Below are 19,559 nucleotides of genomic sequence, written 5' to 3' on the forward strand. Positions count from 1 at the left end.
GCCATAACAAAACCTGTAAAAGCAACTCTTCGGTATTTACTACATTTCTGTGAGTTAAATATGAAAAAAATCAATCTCTGCCAACTAACTCAAAGCAAGAATAAAGTATTGATTCTAACTTCGTTGGCTGTGCTGTCGTCTCCATTAGTATTGCCTTTGCCACAAGCTGTTGCTGGAACATTAACGACTGTTATAAATTTCAACGGGACTAATGGTGCTAGTCCAAAAGCAGGTGTGCTTCAAGGAACCGATGGCAGTATTTATGGCACTACTTCCGAAGGTGGTTCGCAAAATAGAGGAACAGCATTCAAATTAACAGGTGCTAATTTTAGTACTTTGACTACACTGGTTAACTTTAATGGAACTAATGGAACTAACCCAATAGCGAGATTATTTCAGGCCAGTGATGGCAATTTTTATGGAGTAACCTCTACAGGTGGGACTGGTAATCTTGGTACAGTTTTTCAACTGGCAAAGACAACTTTTACAACTGTGACAACTCTGGCAAATTTTAATGGCACTAACGGAGCCAGCCCAGCAGGAAGATTGATTTCCGGTAGTGATGGCTTATTGTGGGGGACAAGTTCCGCAGGTGGAGGTAATGGTAGAGGAACTGTATTTAAGGTTCCCTTAACTGGGGGTACGCCGACGATTGTAGTCAACTTCAACAGTACAAACGGAGCAGTTCCATTAGCAAGGTTGCAATTGGCAAGTGATGGAAACTACTATGGCACCACCTCAGCAGGTGGTGCAAGTAATAGAGGTACAGTGTTTAAGCTAACTCCTACAGGAGTCTTAACTTCATATAGCTTTAGTGGTTCCAATGGTCAAAGTCCCCAGTCGGCATTAATTGAATCAGATAGATTCCTCTACGGTACAACCTATCTAGGTGGAGCCAGTAATAGAGGGGCTATATTCAGAGTTCCCCTTGGCGGTGGTTCACCAGTTTTAGTCGCCAGCTTTAATGGCAGCAATGGAGCCAACCCTACAGCTGCACTCATAAAAGCAAAAGATGGTAACTTCTACGGTACGGCTTCTACAGGTGGTGCAAACAACAGAGGAGCTATTTATCGATTGGCTGGTGGAAACATTAGTTTGCTATTTAGCTTTAATGGGACAAATGGAGCAACGCCGAACTCCACATTAATTCAACTTTCCAATGGTGCATTTTATGGAACTGCCTCTGCTGGTGGCACTTCTAATAGAGGAACTGTGTTTAGGTACGTAGACTAAGCCAGGAATCCGGTTTGATTAATGAACATACTTGTGTAGTCAAGCAAGAGGCAAAAGTAAAGAAAGCAGGTAACAATATACTGATTTTTTTTAAAAATCAAATATGAGTCCTATATAGGAAGATGGTAGATGGTTTTTAACATCTACCATTTTTTCATGCTTTGCAAGATTACCAGAGACAGCAGCGACTACTCCCAGGCATACTATACTGACATTGATTGATTAAACACCAGGAGTAGTACCACCATCCACCAAAATTTCCGCCCCAGTAATAGAAGAAGCCAAGTCAGAAACTAAAAATAAAGCGAGTGATGCAATTTCTTCTGGCTTGACAATTTTGCCCAAAGGTATGGCTTTCAAAGATTCTGCTTTAATTTCTTCTACACTCACACCACGAGATTGAGCATTTTGTTCTGCCAAACGTTCGGCGCGTTCAGTCCCAGTCAAACCCGGAGATATAGCGTTAATCCGAATATTGTAATGGGCTAACTCTTTAGAAATTCCTCGTGTGAAGTTCAATAAAGCAGCATTGGTTGTACCGCCAGGGAGGAAGTTCGGACGAGGTGTTCGTCCTGCACCACCAATAATGTTAACAATTCGCCCATCGCCCCGATTTTTTTGATGTGGTACAACGGCTCTAACTAATCGGATATAGCCTAATAATTTCAGATTCCAAGCATCTAAAAAAGCATCATCACCCAATTCTAAAAATGACCCTGCACGGGCTGAACCAGCATTGTTAATTAAAATATCAATCTGACCAAATTGTGCCAGAGTTGTAGAAACAATTTGATCAATACTTTCTGCTTGGGTGAGGTCGGCACTAACAGAAAGAATTTTAGCCCCAGGGGTAGGTAACGATTGGATGTCAGCTACAGCCTTCTCTAATCTTTCTTGATTACGAGCAGCAATTACTACATTTACACCTTCACTATAGAGGGCTTTGGCAGTAGCTAAACCAATACCTGCACTTCCACCTGTGACAATTGCTGTTTTACCGGATAGTTTTAGGTCTAAGCTCATAATTATTTACCTGTTGGATATTTGAGAAAAATCTGAATTAGTATCATGCAGAGTCGTGAGATTAACTCAAATCAAATCGCTATAGACTCTGTACGAACTAATAATATTGCTGACTGCTCACCTGTATTGTGAATATTCAAGATGGCTTGATGCTCACCAGATGTACAGCCTAAAAGTATTTTGATTTCTGTATCTCGTTTTTGCAAATCAACACTACAGATAATGGCAGTTATTTTCTTACTAGCTAAACTCCCCAGCCAGACATCAATATTAGCTCCGTCTCCAGCTTGAGTATTTTGCAAATATCCATAGTCTAAGGGGTAAATGAAAGCTGGATATATGGAATGTTTGCTTCCTTGAGGACGCTCAATTTTGATATTGCTAGTAGTTACTAACTGATCTAATTTATTCCAGAAATTATTACTATTTGTCATTACAGTGTCTAGGAAGTCTTATGCTTTTAATTGGCACTGTTAAGAAAATGTTGATTTTGCTGCTCTAGAAGTTTGGGCAATAGTCTCATATCATTAAATACAACAGATGCACCAACTTCTCGTAATTTTTCTGGCTGAATTAGTTCGGCATACCCAAATACTGTCATACCTGCATCAACTCCTGCTCTCACACCTGTTGGCGTATCTTCAATAACCACACATTCTTTAGGTGAAAATCCCATTTTTTTAGCTGCATATAAAAATACATCTGGATAGGGTTTGCTTCGTTGAACATCTTTTGCGCTAAAGATTTTGTCTGAAAAGTAAGGCAATAATTTTGTTGCATCTAAAGCTGTATTTATCCAATCATGACTACTATTTGAGGCAACGCAATAAGACAAATTTAGTTTACTTAAAACTTCATGTATTCCTTTTATTGGTAGCAAATCTGTTATGAAAGCTTGCAGAACTCGTTGTCTAAACTCATTAGTGAAGTTCTCTGGTGGATATTTACCAAACTGCTCTCTAATTATTTCTACACATTGAGACATTGATTTGCCTACAAAAATATCGAACACATCGTCTATAGTCAGAACTATTTCTAGTTCGGTGAGCATTTCCAACAAAATATTATTTGCGATTGTCTCACTGTCTATAAGAACACCATCACAATCAAAAATAACTAAATTCAATTTGTCCATGAATTTACAAAATTTGATAACTCACAGAAGTGGTTGAACGTTTGACTTCTCCCCGGTTGAGGGAAATTGCTGCTACTCGGATAACTGCTTCATTCGCAGCAGAGGTGGGTGCATCTACATCACGCAGTGCTAAACGTCCTGACACATTAGGGTCAACAACAACGGCACGAATTTTACTCATCTTGATTGAACCTGAATGACGTTACAGTTTTAGTTTGATGCAGTTTCGTCAGAAAGAATGGTAATGATTTCTTTCAATTGACGTTCTCGGTTAGACTCTTCTGGTGTTTCCTGACCCAAAGAGGTATCTTTTACTAAACGATAAATATCAGCTGCACCGTAAAAAATACGCTCAGTTAAACCTACTTCTTTGAAGGTTTCTGCAATCTCTTCCATTTCTCCTACCCAACGATGTGCTTTTGGTGTCATAGATGGAATGGAACGAAGCAGGATACTAGCAAGTGCTGGCTGGCTGTGAGATACTTCTTTCCATAGTTGCTCGTCCAAACCTAAACGATGAGCAGCAATCAATAATTCTGTACTAATTGCTGTTAATCCTTTGGTGAGGGCGGCGTAAGACATCTTTAACCCAGAAGCTTGACCAATTTCATCACCAATGACTCGGATATCTAAGCCATAATTACTCAGTTGTTGAAACTCTGCGGCTTGTTTGCCAGAAGCATAGATGCGAGTGCGTCCGGGAACTCTGGGAGGTGGGCCGATGATGGAAGCATCGACAAATGTTGCACCCGATGATTCTATTATTTGAGCAATACTTTTGACTTTTTGGGGTGAAATTGCATTAGCATCGACATAAAGAATCTGTTTGCCTACATTTTTTATAACCTCAGCTACTTGCTGGGCTACCTCTGCGGCAGCGGCGGGGACTAAAACTGATAACACTACGTCAGATTCAATTACCAACTGTGTGAGAGAACCCACATCTTGGATATTGGCGGCGGCTGCTAATTGCTTTGTTCTGGGACTGCGCTCATCTAGAGCAGCAATAATTCTTAATCCATGTTGATGGAGAACAGATCCTATAGCCTGCCCCATATCACCTGGACTTAAAATACCGACAGTTTGAATTGGCATAAAAAGCTTGATAATACTTTGTATTCAGCTTTTAACTATTATTGCTGATTTTGGTGATTGAGTTATTAACTAAACTACTATAAGTTGATATAATTAGTGTACTTAACTGTGATTAGCAACTTATCACAATTCATTCCCATAAAGCAAGCTATTAGATGACTCAACAAGCAAGATTATTTCGATTTGGGCTGGCCTTCATTGCTGGGTTTATTGCTGTGCTGGTATTTCACCAAGGTGTTCTAGCAATACTTCATGCAATTAACTTTGCACCTCGTCCACCCTATCAAACTGCACCTACACAGCCTTTTGGCGTACCACAATTTCTATCGGCGGCTTTTTGGGGTGGAATTTGGGGATTAGTTTGGGCGGCTGTGACACTGCGATCTTCAGTGAATAGAAACTATTGGCTAACATCGCTAATTTTTGGGGCTGTAGCACCGACATTGCTTGCTTGGTTTATTGTGGCCCCATTGAAAGGTCAAGCGATCGCAGGAGGTGGGAAACCAGGAGTGATGATTACAGGTTTACTAGTTAATGCAGCTTGGGGAGTCGGAACAGCTATATTATTTAATTGGTTTGCGAAAAGGCACGTGCTAAGTCAGTAAATGTTGCCTCTATGTTCTTGAAGTTGTTCATAATCTTCAAGGGTATCTATATCTATGACTCCCTCAGCAAAAGGAATGCTGACACAGTTGGAATAGTACTGACGAATGGTTTTTCTCGCACCCATATCACCCTGAAGCAGTGCTAGTTCTGAAAATAACGTTTTATGAAACAGTGCAGGAACACCAACTATATCAGCGTATTTTGAGGCAACTATCAGAGAATTTGTAGTTTGATATTCTGCAACCAGTTCTTTAATTAGGTTAGGTGAAACAAAGGGTTGATCGGACAACATCAGCACAACTGCCTCAATATTAGGTGAAATAGCTTGAATAGCGTTAAGTCCACACTTGATAGAACTCGCCATCCCATCTGACCAATGTTGGTTGTAAATGATGTGGATATCTAGATTCGTCAGATGAGATTTAATGGTTTCGGCGTAAGCACCTAAGACTAAAACAATTGGCTGACACTGAGATTGAATTGCTATGTCTGCAATGTGTCGAATTAGTGCTTTACCTTGGTAAGTCAGGAGTTGTTTCGGTTGACCAAGCCTTGTGGAAGCACCTGCTGCCAGGATTATGATACCAATGTCAGACATGGTTGCTCTAGGGGGGAATGTATCGAACCGACGCGATCGCGCAAAAAACCACCACAACGTCCACTAATCACTGCTTGAATTTCTGCCACAATGGAAAGCGCGATTTCTTGGGGTGTTTCCGCAGCAATATCTAATCCCACTGGGTTATAGGTTCGTTGTTTTTGTCCAACTGTCGGCAAGATATTGTCTTGGGCTAAATCATCCGATAATTGTTGCATCCGGCGTTTTGGCCCTAACACGCCCACGTAACGCACTGGTGACGGAATGAGAGTTTTGAGAAATGCTAAGTCGCTCAGATAACGGTGTGTCATCACAACTGCTACCGTTTGCGGTGTCAGCAAATGTTGGTATGAGTCGGGATTATCAGGTTCACACAAGAGAATTTGGTCAGCTTGGGGAAAGCGATCGCCATTCAAAAACCCTGGTCTGTCATCAATAACAGTCACGTGCCAACCCAGATATTTAGCCAACTGCACCACGGGAACTGCATCATATCCAGATCCAAATACGAGTAGTGGTACTAATGGCTGAATTACCTCGATTAACACATCAACTCGTCCTTGTTTTAGGGTATATGATTGTACGCGAGTTTGTTTTTTCCTCAGTGTCTGATGAGCGTCTGTTTCTATTCTCTGAGCAATGTCAGCATTAGCAATCCCATTGATAACAGTGCCATCCCATTTCAACATCAGTCGAGAACCCACTGTAAGATCTGATGCTCCCTCTATTCTAAATACAGTAGCGATCGCCCCCACTTGCCCAGACTGCAAACAATCCTGAATGAAAGACATTTGACTGACAGCAGTTTCATCGCCTAAAGATTCAATCAAAACATCGACAACGCCATTACACCCCAAACCAAAGCCAAATACGATGTCTTCACCTGATGTAGTGTCGTATCTCACCAGCATCGGCTTACCACCTTCAAACATGAGCAATTGCGATCGTTCAAAAACATCCCCTTCCAAACAGCCACCGCTAATTGCACTAATCATCTGTCCATCTTCAACTAGCAGCATTCGCGCTCCTGGTCGGCGATATACTGAACCACTTGTTTGTACTACCGTTGCTAAAGCAGTACGTTGTCCAGACTCTTGGCTATGTGTAAATGCTTGCAAGATATTCTGTAACTCGTTCATATATAGCAATCCTATTTGATTTACAAACTGCTTATAGAGACAGGCAATAGGGAAGAGGCAATAGGCAATAGGCAATAGGCAATAGCAAAGAAGGCAGTTAAGAATGTACGATTTTTTCAAAAATCTAATATGAGTCCTATATTGTTTTTATCTACCTACTGAACTATTTATTCTAACTTTAGAAGCTGTTAACTAGGCTCTGCATTTTTTAATGAGAGTTACAAGTGAAAATAGTTTTTCCAGCTAGAACAAGTTTTATTTTATTTATAACCTATTAACCAAGCAAATTAATAATAATTATAATTATATGCATATTTGACAAAAAATAACAACTACCTTGAGAAATAAAAATATTAATTTGAATCATATTTATAATAGGTAATTAGCGAAATTCAAAGAGAAAAAATTTTATGATTAAATAAAAATTACTTTGGTTAAAATAAACATTATCGATTGCGGAATTTGGTTATCTACATACAAATGGATGAAATAAATTTTTGAAGCTTGTCAGAGGTAGAAAGTATGTCTTAGCAAAAATTATCAGTTTTCTGCTAACTAATAATGTAGGTTGGTTGAAAATTAAAAGGACAATGTAAGTCGTTCATATTTTTACGATTCAAGCCTTTTTACTCCAGAGGTAAAAATAATGGAAAATGATAAAAAAGGCAGGGGAAAAACATCTCGGCGTGGGTTTTTAGGACAAGCAATAACCGCAGCAGGTACAGCTATAGCAGCACCTTCATTACTCAATCAGACCAGCACTGCAAAAGACAGCCCTCAAAGTACTGAAGATGGTATGAAAGTTACATTAAATGTGAATGGTAAACAGCAAAGTCTGACAATTGAGCCGCGTGTGACGCTCTTAGATGCGTTGCGCGATCGCCTGGGACTGGTAGGTAGTAAAAAAGGCTGCGATCACGGGCAGTGTGGAGCTTGTACTGTGTTAATTGATGGTGAGCGTGTTTATTCTTGCCTCGCTTTAGCTGTCATGCAAGAAGGCAAAGAAATTGTCACCATTGAAGGGTTAGCCAAGGGTGATACTCTGCATCCAGTGCAAGCTGCCTTTATCGAAAACGATGGTTTTCAGTGTGGTTACTGTACACCAGGGCAGATTTGCGCCTCAGTTGCCTTACTTGAGGAAATCAAACGCGGCTGCGCTAGCGTTGTGACTCCAGATTTAACTCAGCCGCCGCAACTAGCTGAACTCTCAGAAGCGGAAATCAAAGAACGGCTGAGTGGTAATCTCTGCCGATGCAGTGCATACAACGGCATCGTTGCCGCCGTGCAGCAGGCAGCAGGACAAACACCACCCTCTCCAGTTGCCGAGTTGATGCTGAGTGAACCAGAGGAGACATTAGTATGAAAAACTTTGCTTACACCCGCGCTACCTCTGTGAAAGAAGCAGTGCAGAAAGCTACGGCAGATGATAACGCAATATTTATCGCGGGTGGGACAAATCTAGTCGATCGCCTGAAAGTTTTTTTAGATGAGCCATCGCAACTAATTGATATTTCCCGCCTAGAGATGAAGCGCATTGAGCGGCTGTCTAATGGTGGTTTACGTATAGGAGCTTTAGTCAGTAATACAGCAGTAGTAGATAATGCCGATGTGCGCCGAGATTATCCAATCTTAGCCCGTGCCATTCTTTCGGGCGCATCACAACAAATTCGTAACGTTGCCACCGTCGGTGGTAATTTATTACAACGTACCCGTTGCCCCTACTACTATGACACTGCCTTTCCTTGTAACAAACGGCAACCAGGGCAAGGTTGTCCAGCCGCCACTGGTATTAATCGAATGCACGCCATCTTGGGAGCTAGCGACCAGTGTGTAGCAGTTAATCCTTCTGATATGAATGTTGCCCTGGCTGCCTTGGATGCGGTGGTGGAAGTAGCAGGCCCCAAAGGGCAGAGACAAATTTTATTTACAGAGTTTCATCGGCTACCAGGAAACACACCCCAGCGAGATACCAATTTGGAGCCAGGGGAATTAATTACCTCTGTGATTTTACCGCCAATACCCTTTGCCAAATCGGGAGTGTATTTGAAGTTACGCGATCGCACTTCCTATGCTTTTGCCTTAGTTTCCGTAGCGGCGGCTGTTGAATTGGCAGGCGAACAAATTAAAAATGTGCGTTTAGCAATGGGTGGCGTAGCTCACAAACCTTGGCGACCCACAGAAGCCGAAAAATTTTTGATTGGTAAACCAGCAGACTCTAGCACTTTTCAACAGGCAGCAGAAATCGCTTTACAGCAAGCCAAACCTCTGAGCTACAACGCTTTCAAAGTGGAATTAGCCAAGCGGGCAATTCGTCGCGCCCTCACCGTTTCTGCCAAGGGAGGCGGGGTAGTCAGCTAAACACCTAATTTGTAGTTTAGGCCGCGGGGGAGCGGGGGAGCAGAGGGGCAGGGGGGCTGAGGAGATAGTTTGAGTCTTTTATTCACAATTTGAGTGCAACTTGTAGGCGCAATAGCTTATGAATAAAGTAATTGGAACGGGTGTTAATCGCAAAGATGGTCGCGCCAAGGTGACAGGTACAGCCATCTATGCCGCAGAACATCAAATTCCTGGTTTAGTTCACGGATATTTGATTACCGCCAGCATTGCTAATGGCGAAATTAAAAGTATAGATATTAGTGCGGCAGAAAAAGCACCAGGGGTAATTGATGTTTTTACGCACAAAAACCCGCCCAAAATATTTAAGCCAGCTAACGACTTCATGACCTCGAAAATCTACGAGGCGCGGTTGCCGTTGTCAGATAACAAAGTTCACTATGGCGGTCAAATTATTGGCTTGGTAGTAGCGGATACCTTCGAGCAGGCGCGTGATGCCGCCCATTTGGTAAAGGTGGAATACACTACCCAAAAGCCATTGGTAGAAGCCCAAAAAGCCAACTATAAAGAAGCACCACCCTTATTTGGTGAAGAATTAAAGTTTGAGAAAGGCAATACCGCAGGCTTGAACAATGCCACAGCCAAAATTGAAGCTACCTACAAGACTGCCACGGAACTGCACGCGCCGATGGAACCCCACGCCATTATTGCCCATTGGCAAGATAGCAATTCCCTGACAATTTATGAGCCTAGCCAATGGGTGATGGGTACTCAGCGCACTTATGCAGAACTGTTTGGCCTACCCTCGGAGCGAGTGCGGATTGTTACACCCTTCCTAGGAGGAGCCTTTGGTTCCAAAGCTTTTCCTTGGCCGCACGGTGTTCTAGCAGCAGCGGCGGCGCGGCAAATCAAACGCCCCCTGAGAGTTGTTCTCAGTCGGCGACAAATGACAGCCAACGCCGGACATCGCTCCCAAACTGAGCAAATTGTACGTTTAGGAGCAGCGGCGGATGGCAAACTGACTGTGATTGACCATGAAGTAAAATCCTCTACTTCCCCTGTAGATGTGTTCCCCGAACCTTGTACTAATATCACGCCAGTCATGTATGCAGCACCAAACCTGCGGCTCAACCAAGAACTGGCAATCATGAATGTAGGCACACCCACATTTATGCGCGCTCCTGGGGAAAACCCAGGTATGTGGGCGTTAGAGTCAGCAATGGATGAATTAGCTTGGCAACTGAAGCTTGATCCTGTGGAACTGCGGCTGAAAAACGAAGCCAAAGAACATCAGCGTAAAGGTTTACCATTTTCAGCCAAGCATTTCGCCGACTGTTTGCGCGTCGGTGCTGAACAATTTGGCTGGAAAGATAGACCAAAACAAGTGCGATCGCTCACCCGTGACGGTAAACTGGTCGGTTGGGGCATGGCCGCCGCCACATTCCCTGGAATGAGAGGTAAAGCCACAGTCAAAGCCCGTTTACTTCCAGACGGTACAGCCCACATCCTCACAGCCGGCAATGATATGGGTACTGGTGCTTATACCGTTGTGGCGGCGACGGCTGCTGAAGTTCTCGGTTTACCCGTCGAACAGGTGAAGGTAGAACTGGGTGACTCGTTATTACCTGATGGTGGCTTGGCTGGTGGTTCCCAGATGACAGCATCGCTTGTCCCAGCAGTGATGTCAGCCTGCAAGGAAGTTCTCAAAACTGCTAAGGCGGAAACTGCACAAGAAGCATTGAATAATCTGCGTCAGTCTGGTAGGGCCGCTTTTGAAGCCACCGCCTCCTCTGCACCGGGTGACGAAGCCAAGAAGTGGGCGTTTCAATCTTGGGGCGCACATTTTTGTGAAGTCAGTATAGACGAAGAAATTGGACGGTTAAAGGTAACACGCTGGGTATCGGTAATGGATATTGGCAAAGTCATCAACGCCAAAACAGCAGCCTCTCAGGTACGCGGTGGCGTGATTATGGGTATCGGTCAAGCCTTAATGGAAGAATGCCATTTTGACCCTAATATTGGCTATCCTGTGGTTTACGACTTAGCTACTTATCACTATCCTGCCCATGCAGACATCCCCCGGATTCAAGTAGCGTTTGTTGGCGAACCTGATATCAAATTCAACCCAGGCGGGGCGCGGGGCGTAGGTGAAATTGGAATTACCGGAGTTTCAGCTGCGATCGCTAACGCAGTTTATCATGCTACAGGTAAACGCATCCGTGAGTTACCTATTACCCCTGACAAGTTGCTCTAATACCAATACGGTACGGATAAGCATTTTGAACTCAGAATTGGTTTGGGGAAAAGGTTAAAGGGTAAGGGTTAAAGGTTTTTTCTGACCCTTTCCCCCTTCACCTTTCCCCTTTAACCTAACCGTATTGGCTCTAATACCAATAAACAAAGAATGCAACAAATAGATAAACCCCTCCCCAACCCTTATGCCACGGCGTTGGGCGGGTGGGTTTATCTGTCGCAAACATTTTTTGAATTGGGATAATTTCTGTCTTTGAGTAGAAGACTTGTCATCATCACTCCATTAAACTCTACACAAAGATAGATTATTTATTTATATTCGCCACTGTCAAAGTAATAGTGCCTAAAGCTGTAGGGCGAAATTTCCAGGAATAAATTTTAATTTTATTTATAAGTACGGGGGTACAAATCCGTGTCTTCGTCAAAACTTTTAGTAAAGCAGCAGCCAGAAACTCACAAAGCATCATCTAACTTCGAGTTTTGGAAAGAAGTAAGTCAAGTAGCGGGTGTGACTCTCTTATCCATTACTATGCTGACAAGTTCTGTTCTTGCTGGAGGATTGACAGGTTTAGCAGTTAGTTTTCGTAATTTGCCAGATGTCAGACAATTAAGAAACTTCTTCCCAGAAGAAACAACTTATATCTATGACATTAAAGGTAAACTTTTAACAGGTATACATGGAGAAGCCAACCGCAAGATTGTACCGCTAGATCAAATTTCCCCTTCTTTAAAACTAGCAATATTAGCAAGTGAAGATAGTAACTTTTACCATCACTACGGTGTTAACCCCGCAGCTGTTGGACGTGCTGCCATAGTCAACTTGACAGCAGGTGGTGTTCGGGAGGGGGGTTCTACAATCACCATGCAGTTGGTGAAAAATATATTTCTATCTAAGAAGCGTGCTTTTACTCGAAAAATAGTAGAAGCGGTACTGGCAATTCGGTTAGAGCAAATTCTTACTAAAGACCAAATTTTAGAAATGTACCTCAATCAAGTGTACTGGGGTCATAATAACTATGGTGTACAAACCGCAGCCCGAACTTACTTTGATAAATCAGCCGCAAATTTGACTCTGGGCGAATCTGCAATGATGGCAGGTTTAATTCAAGCCCCAGAGGAGTTTAGTCCGTTTGTGAACATGAAACTGGCTAAACAAAAACAAAAAGAAGTTCTGGGACGGATGCTGGAAATGAAATGGATTAGCCTGCAAGAATATTATGATGCTCTCCAGCAAGAAATCAAGCTTGGCAAAATCAGATCATTTCAAGGTAGCGCCCTTCCTTATGTCACCAATACCGTAGCCCAGGAAATCATTAAAAAGTTTGGGCGAGATGCATTGCTCAAAGGTGGAATGCGGGTACAAACTACAATAGATGCCAAATTCCAACTTATGGCAGAAGCAACTATTAAGCAATGGCATAAAACCCTTGAAGGACGGGGGTTAAATAAAAATCAAATGGCTTTAGTATCTATTGATCCCCGCACACACTTTATCAAAGCCCTAGTGGGTGGGATAGATTCAAAAACGAGTGAATTTAACCGGGCAACTCAAGCACAGCGTCAACCAGGCTCTTCATTTAAGCCATTTGTTTACTATACTGCCTTTGCTACTGGCAAGTTTACACCAAATACAACGATAGTTGATGCTCCAGTTAGCTATAGAGATGGTGATGGTTGGTACTATCCACGGAACTATGATGGCGGCTTTATGGGAGCAATGCCGATTCGTACTGCCTTAGCATTGTCTCGAAATGTACCAGCGATTAAGATTGGCAAAGCTGTCGGCATGAATAAAGTTATCGATACTTGCCGGATTTTGGGAATTAAAAGTCCAATGGTTGCCGTCAGTTCTTTACCATTAGGCGCAATTGGTGCAACACCTTTGGAAATGGCTAGTGCTTATGCCACCTTTGCTAATTATGGCTGGCAATCACCGCCAACGGCTATTGCCCGTATTAGTGATAGTAGGGGCAATGTGTTGTTAGACAATACTCCTAGACCTCAGCTAGTTCTTGACCCTTGGGCATCAGCCGCCTTGTTAGATGTGATGCAAACTGTAGTTACTGAAGGAACTGGTAGAGGTGCGGCAATAGGTAGGCCTGTTGCTGGTAAAACAGGTACAACTTCTTCTGAAAAGGATATTTGGTTTATTGGTTCTGTACCGCAGTTAACTACTGCTATTTGGGTCGGCAGAGATGATAACAAACAATTAGCCAGTGGTGCCACAGGTGGAGGTATGGTTACTCCTGTGTGGAAGGATTTTATGCAAAAGGCACTTAAGGATGTCCCAGTGATGAAATTTATACCGCCTGCTAAATTTCCTCGACCTAAGCCAGTTTAAAATTATCATTGATTTTGACGAACTGCGCGATCGCTTTAAAAAACATCCCAATCACTGTGCCAAATCTGAGATAACTTCTATCAAACCAGATACAACTCTTGCCAACTTCTTTTCCAGAAAACTATATTACTAGATTAAACATCAATATTTATTTGTTCTATTTGTCTAGCTGCTTTATCCCAAAGCTTGGCAGAATTTTCATCTTGCCAATGAGTTCTCAAATTTTCCGCTTTTTTATGGGAGATTCTTTCTAACATTTCTAAAACTGCGGCTAAAGTTAATTTATCAACCAATAATTCTAAAGACTCCATATATTCTTTTGTCATAGCAGCCTCGGCAATTAATATATACTTGTTCAAAAAAATATTATAGGTTGAAATTTCAATTTTTCAGTATCAGCAACTTAAAAAATAATATTCTGAGCCATATAGCATTCCTAAATCATTCGTAAATAAATATAATGTTGCCCAATTTTCTGCCATCACAAGTTAATCAACTTAAAGATCCAGAGGCGATCGCTTTCGTTAAAAGTATTGAAACAATTGCCCTGGCAACTTCTTTTAGCCAAAAGCCAATCCTCACAACATATACTCACAAAGGTTGCAGAGGAACACCAATTCTCCTGCTGCACGGCTTCGACAGTTCCATCTTAGAATTTCGACTTCTGTTGCCATTACTTGCCGCTAAAAATGAAACATGGGCTGTAGATTTATTGGGTTTTGGTTTTACACAAAGGCCAAAAGGAATCTCATACAGCCCAGATGTAATCAAAATTCACCTTTACAAATTTTGGAAAACTTTAATTAATCAACCTATCGTACTCGTAGGTGCATCAATGGGAGGTGCAGCAGCAATTGACTTTACTCTCACTTATCCTGAAGCTGTGCAATCGCTAGTATTGATTAATAGTTTAGGCTATACTTCTAGTCCTACTTTTACCAGATATTTGTTTCCTCCTTTTGATTTTTTGGCTGTAGAATACTTACGTCAACGACATATTTTGGCATTAAATATCGTAAATATTTTACCTAATTTCGAGACAAAAATAATTTCTGCTATTCAGTGTGCAATGCTGCACCAAGAAATGCCTAGTTGGCATGATGCTATGATTTCTTATGTTAAATCTGGTGGTTATAGTGAATTGGCAGATTCAATTTCTCAGGTTGATAAACCAACACTGATATTATGGGGAGAAGCTGATGATATGCTGCCACCAGAAGACGCAGAAAAATTTCAGCAAGATATTGCCAATTCTCGGCTAATCAAGGTGAAAAATTGCGGTCATGCACCTCAAATAGAACAGCCACAAATTACATTTCAACATATTTGGCGATTTCTCAATCATCTTTAAACTGGGCGTTTTTAATTGAGCTTTGAAAGAATTCAAAATATTTTTCTGAGCCAAACCACCAGCCCACACCGACTTGAGCCGGAATTGTAAAACCATCAAAGGTGAGTTCTGCATAGCATTTGCCGCCCATCGGAATGTAAGTCCAACTCTTGTCTTTGGTATAATCTCCCCAGCGTAGTGCGTAACCTTCTAAAAGTCTGCCGTTAGTATCAATCACAAATGTAAGGGTAACAGGCTCATCATCTACCTTCAATTGTGCCTGAATAGTGTGGTCATTGATTGCCTGCCACTGCACACCCTGTTGTGGTAACAAGGCAGAAGGCAACCACATTAACTCTGCAACGAATCGCCCAATAGCAGACCGAAGTGTGTTGGGGTTCTGCACATTTACAATCGGCACTAATCCTATAATTGAAAATTGCATTCGCCCTGAGCGATTGAAATAATAGTCAGCCCCTTGAAATTGCGATAATCCACTGCCTATTTTTGCTTTCCAGACAAACCCTTTGGCAGCCAGAACTTCCTGCGCTTGCATAGGCAACCAGGGCTTGTCTTGAGCTAACCTAAATTTTCCTTCCATATCCAGCCGGACGGAAGTAGCAAGAACAGTTCCAGGAGCGATCGCCCGGATAAAATAACGTTGGACAGGTTCGGGCAGTTTTGCAACCATGTCCTCTGTAAAATGTTGCTGTGTCGGCTCAGATTGCAGGAGTTTTTCAATCTGGCTTACGTCTTGTTTATGTTTAATTTGTAAAATTACTAAACTCAAGAAAACCAGCACTAGGACAACAGCAATGCTGATGAAAATTATTTTGCTCATAGTGACCTCAAGGGCGATTGCACAATCACTTATGTCACATTGATTTATCAAATTTAACGTAGCTCTTAAATTTGAGGAACTTGTGAAGATATTTTAATAAGTATTCAATTGTAGCAACCCTAAATGGTTGGCAAACAAATCTATTGCCTATTCCCTATTCTCTATTGCCTTCAAATTATAGAGATTGATTTAAGTGCAGCAATAATAGCAGGATAAACTGTATGCAATAATACTATAATCTTCAACAAATATCCCAACCCATTTAAAACAAGTGATGCAAACATTAGGGAAAGCAATCAAACCTTCTGTATCGAAGGTAATTGTAATTGGGGGTGGAATTGCTGGGTTAACTTTAGCTCGCGCCTGCCTAGATGCAAATATTGAAGTTGAGGTATACGAGAAGCGTCAACTAGATGCAATGCTTTCTGGTCCTGGCGGTATATTCATTCAAAGAAATGCCATACGAGTTTATCAACTTCTTTATTTAGGTAAAATTTACCAACGCTTTTATGCCCAGGGTGGCACAATCTTCAAGGGTGCTTTTTCTAGCAAAGATGGAACTCCACTGTACATTAGCTCCCCAAAAATGGCTGACGAAGAAGACTTAGGTGTATGTCTTTCCAGGGGAGAGTTACAACAAATTCTGTATGAAGCATTACCGTCAGAAATAGTACATACTGATAAGACTTTTGAGAAATTTGAAGAAACTGAAGATGGAGTAAGAGTTTACTTTCAAGATGGCAGTACAACAGACGGCGACATATTAGTAGGTGCAGATGGTCTTTATTCACGAGTACGTGCAAGTTTGTCTGGGCAACAAAGATTAGAGGAGCCAGTTTACAGTGGGATGTGCTGCTGGAGAGGTTTATTCAACGGCTCAAGTCTTCCATTGAATAAAGAATATAGTTGGATGGAATTGTGGGGTCAAGGAAATCGCTTTGGATATTTTGATGTGGGTAGAGGGCAGTTCTCTTTTTATGCTTTCAGTAATAGCGAACAGGGTGGAAATGACGATTCAGTTGGGGGTGCTTTAAATGCTTTGAATTTAATATTTTCAGATTATGCTGAACCTGTACCTTCTATCCTCAAAGTATTAGAAAACGAAAGCATTTATCGAGATGATATTTTTGATCGTCAACCTTTAGGTAATTCTTGGGGCAAAGGAAGAGCAACTTTAATCGGAGATGCAGCCCATCCTGTCCAACCAAATCTCGGACAAGGGGGTTGTATGGCCATAGAAGATGCTTTTGAACTGGTCAAGTTGCTGGCTAATGCAGCAAGCCCTGATCAAATTGCGTTGCTGTTACGTCAATTTGAAAGTAGTCGTAGCCAACGCGTAACTCGTGTATTTACTACTTCTCGGCAAGTTGGTCAGCTTGGACAAACTAACTCTGCTATAGGGTGTCTTCTCCGCAACTGGATTTACAAACTGACTCCTACTTGGTTAGCTGACTTGCAGTTTAAATGGCTGTTTGATTACCAACCTTCGTGGAAAGAATAAGATAGCGATTACTGTTGCTTTGCCTTTCCGTAAGTCTTAGACAGTTACAAAATAGCTAGCACTCAGACTGAGGTTACTAAAGCCTTGAATGATGGCAATCAATTATGCAAAAAATAAACACCGCAATGTCGAGTAAGAAGTGAGTAACACTTGTCTCTTATCCAATTCATTATTCTGAGGATAGGTAATTTTAAACCTCAGCCATATCCAAGTTGATTCACTTGAAAAGTCTGCCTATGTAATGATGATTCATTTATGAGTTGACGAAAACAGGTAACAATGGGTAGGAATACGCTTAGTATCTAAGCCAATTATGAGCGATCGCCCTCTAAAATTATTACTAGTTGATCAAGACCCCATCTTTCGTTTAGGACTGCGGGTAGCTTTGGAAGAAATGCCTAATTTGCAAGTCTTAGCAGAAGTAGAATCAGATACTGCTGCCTTGGAAATATTAGCAGAACTGGCCAAACAAGACTCTAATCAAGTAAATCTCGTAGTTTTGGAATTAGTAAATGGTCGCTCAATTGACAGTCATCTAGAAGGGTTAGAACTCTGTCGCCAACTAAAAGCTGTCTATCCTAGACTACCAATTTTACTTCTCACTTCTGTCCAAGATTCGGGAATCTTGTCAGCAGCACAGGCAGCCGGTGTAGAAGGTTACTGTCCTAAAGGTACTCCCGTTGCTCAACTAATCGATGTCATACAACAAATAGTAGCTGGACATTCGCATTGGATAGTAGATATCAAGCTTCCACAACCTCTCAGCCCTTTAGACTCTAACTTACCTTTATTTGGACTGCGGCAGAATTTACGTTTGTCTGGGATTAATTACATTAACACTTTTCTAACAAAAGTAACAGCACAATTACAAATACCAGGATTACCAATTCTAGACCGAGCAGTTCTAGCTGGACAACGGCGAGAACTGTTAGCTGCACGTTGGTTACTCAATCATTTATTAAGTTCAGCCCAAGAAAGGCAACAACAGCAATTTACTTCCTTTCCTCAACAATTACCAGTTATTCCCTCAGCAAATACTTCTATCCTCATCACAGATACCCCACAGCAGCTAACTTCGCTACCTCTAACTAACTCAATAGTTTTGCAATCTACCTTGTTTGCCGATTGTATAAATAAGCTGCAATTTTCTTTAGAAAATGTTACAGATATTCCTTTAGAAATTGACATATTACGTGAAGATAAAAAACGCGAATTACTTTATCTAATTCTGCAAAAGTTAGCAAAACAACTAGATGAACTACGAACTACTCAAATTACAGTTGAGCAATTACAAGGTTTTAAAAGTACTATATTATTTGACTTATGGCAATCAACGATTACTGATTTTTTTGGTAAATTTTCTCAGGTGCAAGTCGGGAGGCAAAATATCGCAGTGATAAATGTATTACTGCAAAATCCTAAAGTTATTCAAAATGATATATTAAATAAAATCCCTTTTGTAGTGGATTTATTGGCTTATTTATTAAGGCAAAATGATTTAAATATAGATAACAATATTTATCCAGCAGATAGTTATGAAGCTAAAACCCAGGCATTAATCATTTTAGAAAATTTGTTGATTCAGGTTGCTAACGGAGTGGTACAACCATTATTAAATTATTTGGCAGATGTAGAAACAATTAAAAAAAATTTTTACAATCGCAAATTAATTTCCACACGAGAAATTGAACGCTTTAGAAATGACTTATCATGGAAATACCGCTTAAATAATTATGTTAATGAAGGGAAAGCAATTTTTGAAAGCCGCTACGAGTTATTTGTCTTAGCACCACGCGGAATTGCTAAAATTTCGATATATGCTCCTCGTAACTCAGAATTGGCAAAGCTTTCAGGGATTCCTTTATTTGTCACATTGGGGCTAGAATTCTGGGATGCGATCGCTCCACGTCTACAATCGCTACTATCTTTTTTAGGGAGTGGTATTGTCTTCGTTTTAACTCAAGTCATCGGCCGTGGTTTAGGTTTAATCGGTCGTGGTATTCTGCAAGGTATCGGCAGTGTATCTTTGCAGGATAAAAATTTCAAACGCAACAGTGAAAGACCAAAGTGAAAATAGGCAACAGGCAATAGGCAATAAATTTGTTTAAATTTTATTTAGGGTTGCTATAT

At 41.4% G+C, this 19,559-nt stretch carries 17 protein-coding genes and 1 pseudogene; 9 read left to right on the plus strand and 9 right to left on the minus strand.

Annotation, left to right across the window (positions count from 1 at the left end):
• Window positions 1–60 precede the first annotated feature (60 nt).
• Window positions 61–1,233 (plus strand): choice-of-anchor tandem repeat GloVer-containing protein, encoded by a 1,173-nt coding sequence (locus tag H6G76_RS22940; RefSeq protein ID WP_190706023.1) that lies wholly within the window; start codon window positions 61–63, stop codon window positions 1,231–1,233.
• Window positions 1,234–1,455: 222 nt separating this feature from the next.
• Here H6G76_RS22940 and H6G76_RS22945 read toward each other — a convergent pair whose 3' ends face one another.
• The 5 genes and pseudogenes from H6G76_RS22945 to H6G76_RS22965 all read right to left on the minus strand — a co-directional run bounded on the left by H6G76_RS22945 (window position 1,456) and on the right by H6G76_RS22965 (window position 4,486).
• Window positions 1,456–2,256 carry an SDR family oxidoreductase gene (locus H6G76_RS22945; RefSeq protein WP_190706026.1) on the minus strand — a complete coding sequence of 267 codons (801 nt, stop codon included), beginning with the start codon at window positions 2,254–2,256 and terminating at the stop codon, window positions 1,456–1,458.
• 71 nt (window positions 2,257–2,327) lie between these two features.
• Window positions 2,328–2,690 (minus strand): inorganic pyrophosphatase, encoded by a 363-nt coding sequence (locus tag H6G76_RS22950; RefSeq protein ID WP_190706030.1) that lies wholly within the window; start codon window positions 2,688–2,690, stop codon window positions 2,328–2,330.
• Between the two features lie 26 nt (window positions 2,691–2,716).
• Window positions 2,717–3,391, minus strand: coding sequence for an HAD family phosphatase (locus H6G76_RS22955; RefSeq protein WP_190706032.1), 675 nt, complete (start codon window positions 3,389–3,391; stop codon window positions 2,717–2,719).
• Window positions 3,392–3,416: 25 nt separating this feature from the next.
• Window positions 3,417–3,572, minus strand: a pseudogene (locus H6G76_RS22960) (alcohol dehydrogenase); the annotation flags it as partial.
• Window positions 3,573–3,601: 29 nt separating this feature from the next.
• The gene (locus tag H6G76_RS22965; RefSeq protein ID WP_190706035.1) at window positions 3,602–4,486 is read right to left on the minus strand and encodes an NAD(P)-dependent oxidoreductase; all 885 of its coding nucleotides are present in this window, start codon (window positions 4,484–4,486) and stop codon (window positions 3,602–3,604) included.
• Window positions 4,487–4,641: 155 nt separating this feature from the next.
• Here H6G76_RS22965 and H6G76_RS22970 point away from each other — a divergent pair, with 155 nt between their 5' ends.
• Window positions 4,642–5,091, plus strand: a complete 450-nt coding sequence (locus tag H6G76_RS22970) for a hypothetical protein (protein ID WP_190706038.1) — start codon at window positions 4,642–4,644, stop codon at window positions 5,089–5,091.
• On the opposite strand, the gene H6G76_RS22975 is transcribed toward H6G76_RS22970, so the two are convergent.
• Window positions 5,085–5,690 (minus strand): NTP transferase domain-containing protein, encoded by a 606-nt coding sequence (locus H6G76_RS22975; protein WP_190706041.1) that lies wholly within the window; start codon window positions 5,688–5,690, stop codon window positions 5,085–5,087. The genes H6G76_RS22970 and H6G76_RS22975 overlap by 7 nt on opposite strands.
• Complete coding sequence (locus H6G76_RS22980) at window positions 5,669–6,829, minus strand: XdhC/CoxI family protein (RefSeq protein ID WP_190706044.1); 1,161 nt, start codon at window positions 6,827–6,829, stop codon at window positions 5,669–5,671. Before H6G76_RS22980 ends, H6G76_RS22975 begins: the two co-directional genes overlap by 22 nt.
• Window positions 6,830–7,475: 646 nt before the next feature.
• On the opposite strand from H6G76_RS22980, the gene H6G76_RS22985 reads away from it, so the two are divergent.
• The 4 genes from H6G76_RS22985 (at window position 7,476) to H6G76_RS23000 (ending at window position 13,757) form a co-directional block, all read left to right on the plus strand.
• Complete coding sequence (locus tag H6G76_RS22985) at window positions 7,476–8,192, plus strand: (2Fe-2S)-binding protein (protein ID WP_190706048.1); 717 nt, start codon at window positions 7,476–7,478, stop codon at window positions 8,190–8,192.
• Window positions 8,189–9,187: a xanthine dehydrogenase family protein subunit M gene (locus H6G76_RS22990; protein ID WP_190706051.1), complete on the plus strand. Its 999-nt coding sequence runs from the start codon at window positions 8,189–8,191 to the stop codon at window positions 9,185–9,187. The genes H6G76_RS22985 and H6G76_RS22990 overlap by 4 nt, the downstream gene beginning before the upstream one ends.
• A gap of 118 nt (window positions 9,188–9,305) precedes the next feature.
• A complete protein-coding gene (locus H6G76_RS22995) occupies window positions 9,306–11,417 on the plus strand; it encodes a xanthine dehydrogenase family protein molybdopterin-binding subunit (protein WP_190706054.1) in 2,112 nt (703 codons plus the stop codon).
• Between the two features lie 411 nt (window positions 11,418–11,828).
• Complete coding sequence (locus tag H6G76_RS23000; RefSeq protein ID WP_190706056.1) at window positions 11,829–13,757, plus strand: transglycosylase domain-containing protein; 1,929 nt, start codon at window positions 11,829–11,831, stop codon at window positions 13,755–13,757.
• Window positions 13,758–13,891: 134 nt separating this feature from the next.
• On the opposite strand, the gene H6G76_RS23005 is transcribed toward H6G76_RS23000, so the two are convergent.
• On the minus strand, window positions 13,892–14,083 hold the full coding sequence (locus H6G76_RS23005) for a hypothetical protein (RefSeq protein ID WP_190706059.1): 192 nt from the start codon (window positions 14,081–14,083) through the stop codon (window positions 13,892–13,894).
• Between the two features lie 134 nt (window positions 14,084–14,217).
• On the opposite strand from H6G76_RS23005, the gene H6G76_RS23010 reads away from it, so the two are divergent.
• Entirely contained in the window at window positions 14,218–15,108 is an 891-nt protein-coding gene (locus H6G76_RS23010) for an alpha/beta fold hydrolase (protein ID WP_190706062.1), read from the plus strand.
• Here H6G76_RS23010 and H6G76_RS23015 read toward each other — a convergent pair.
• The gene (locus tag H6G76_RS23015) at window positions 15,095–15,928 is read right to left on the minus strand and encodes a DUF6920 family protein (RefSeq protein ID WP_190706064.1); all 834 of its coding nucleotides are present in this window, start codon (window positions 15,926–15,928) and stop codon (window positions 15,095–15,097) included. The two genes, H6G76_RS23010 and H6G76_RS23015, sit on opposite strands and share 14 nt — an antisense overlap.
• 274 nt (window positions 15,929–16,202) lie before the next feature.
• Between H6G76_RS23015 and H6G76_RS23020 the strand changes: the two genes are divergently transcribed.
• Together H6G76_RS23020 and H6G76_RS23025 are read left to right on the plus strand one after the other, a co-directional pair.
• Complete coding sequence (locus H6G76_RS23020) at window positions 16,203–17,429, plus strand: FAD-dependent monooxygenase (RefSeq protein ID WP_190706137.1); 1,227 nt, start codon at window positions 16,203–16,205, stop codon at window positions 17,427–17,429.
• Window positions 17,430–17,742: 313 nt separating this feature from the next.
• On the plus strand, window positions 17,743–19,500 hold the full coding sequence (locus H6G76_RS23025; protein WP_190706067.1) for a DUF3685 domain-containing protein: 1,758 nt from the start codon (window positions 17,743–17,745) through the stop codon (window positions 19,498–19,500).
• Window positions 19,501–19,559 lie beyond the last annotated feature (59 nt).

Source organism: Nostoc sp. FACHB-152 (assembly GCF_014697475.1).
Lineage (GTDB): Bacteria > Cyanobacteriota > Cyanobacteriia > Cyanobacteriales > Nostocaceae > Nostoc_B.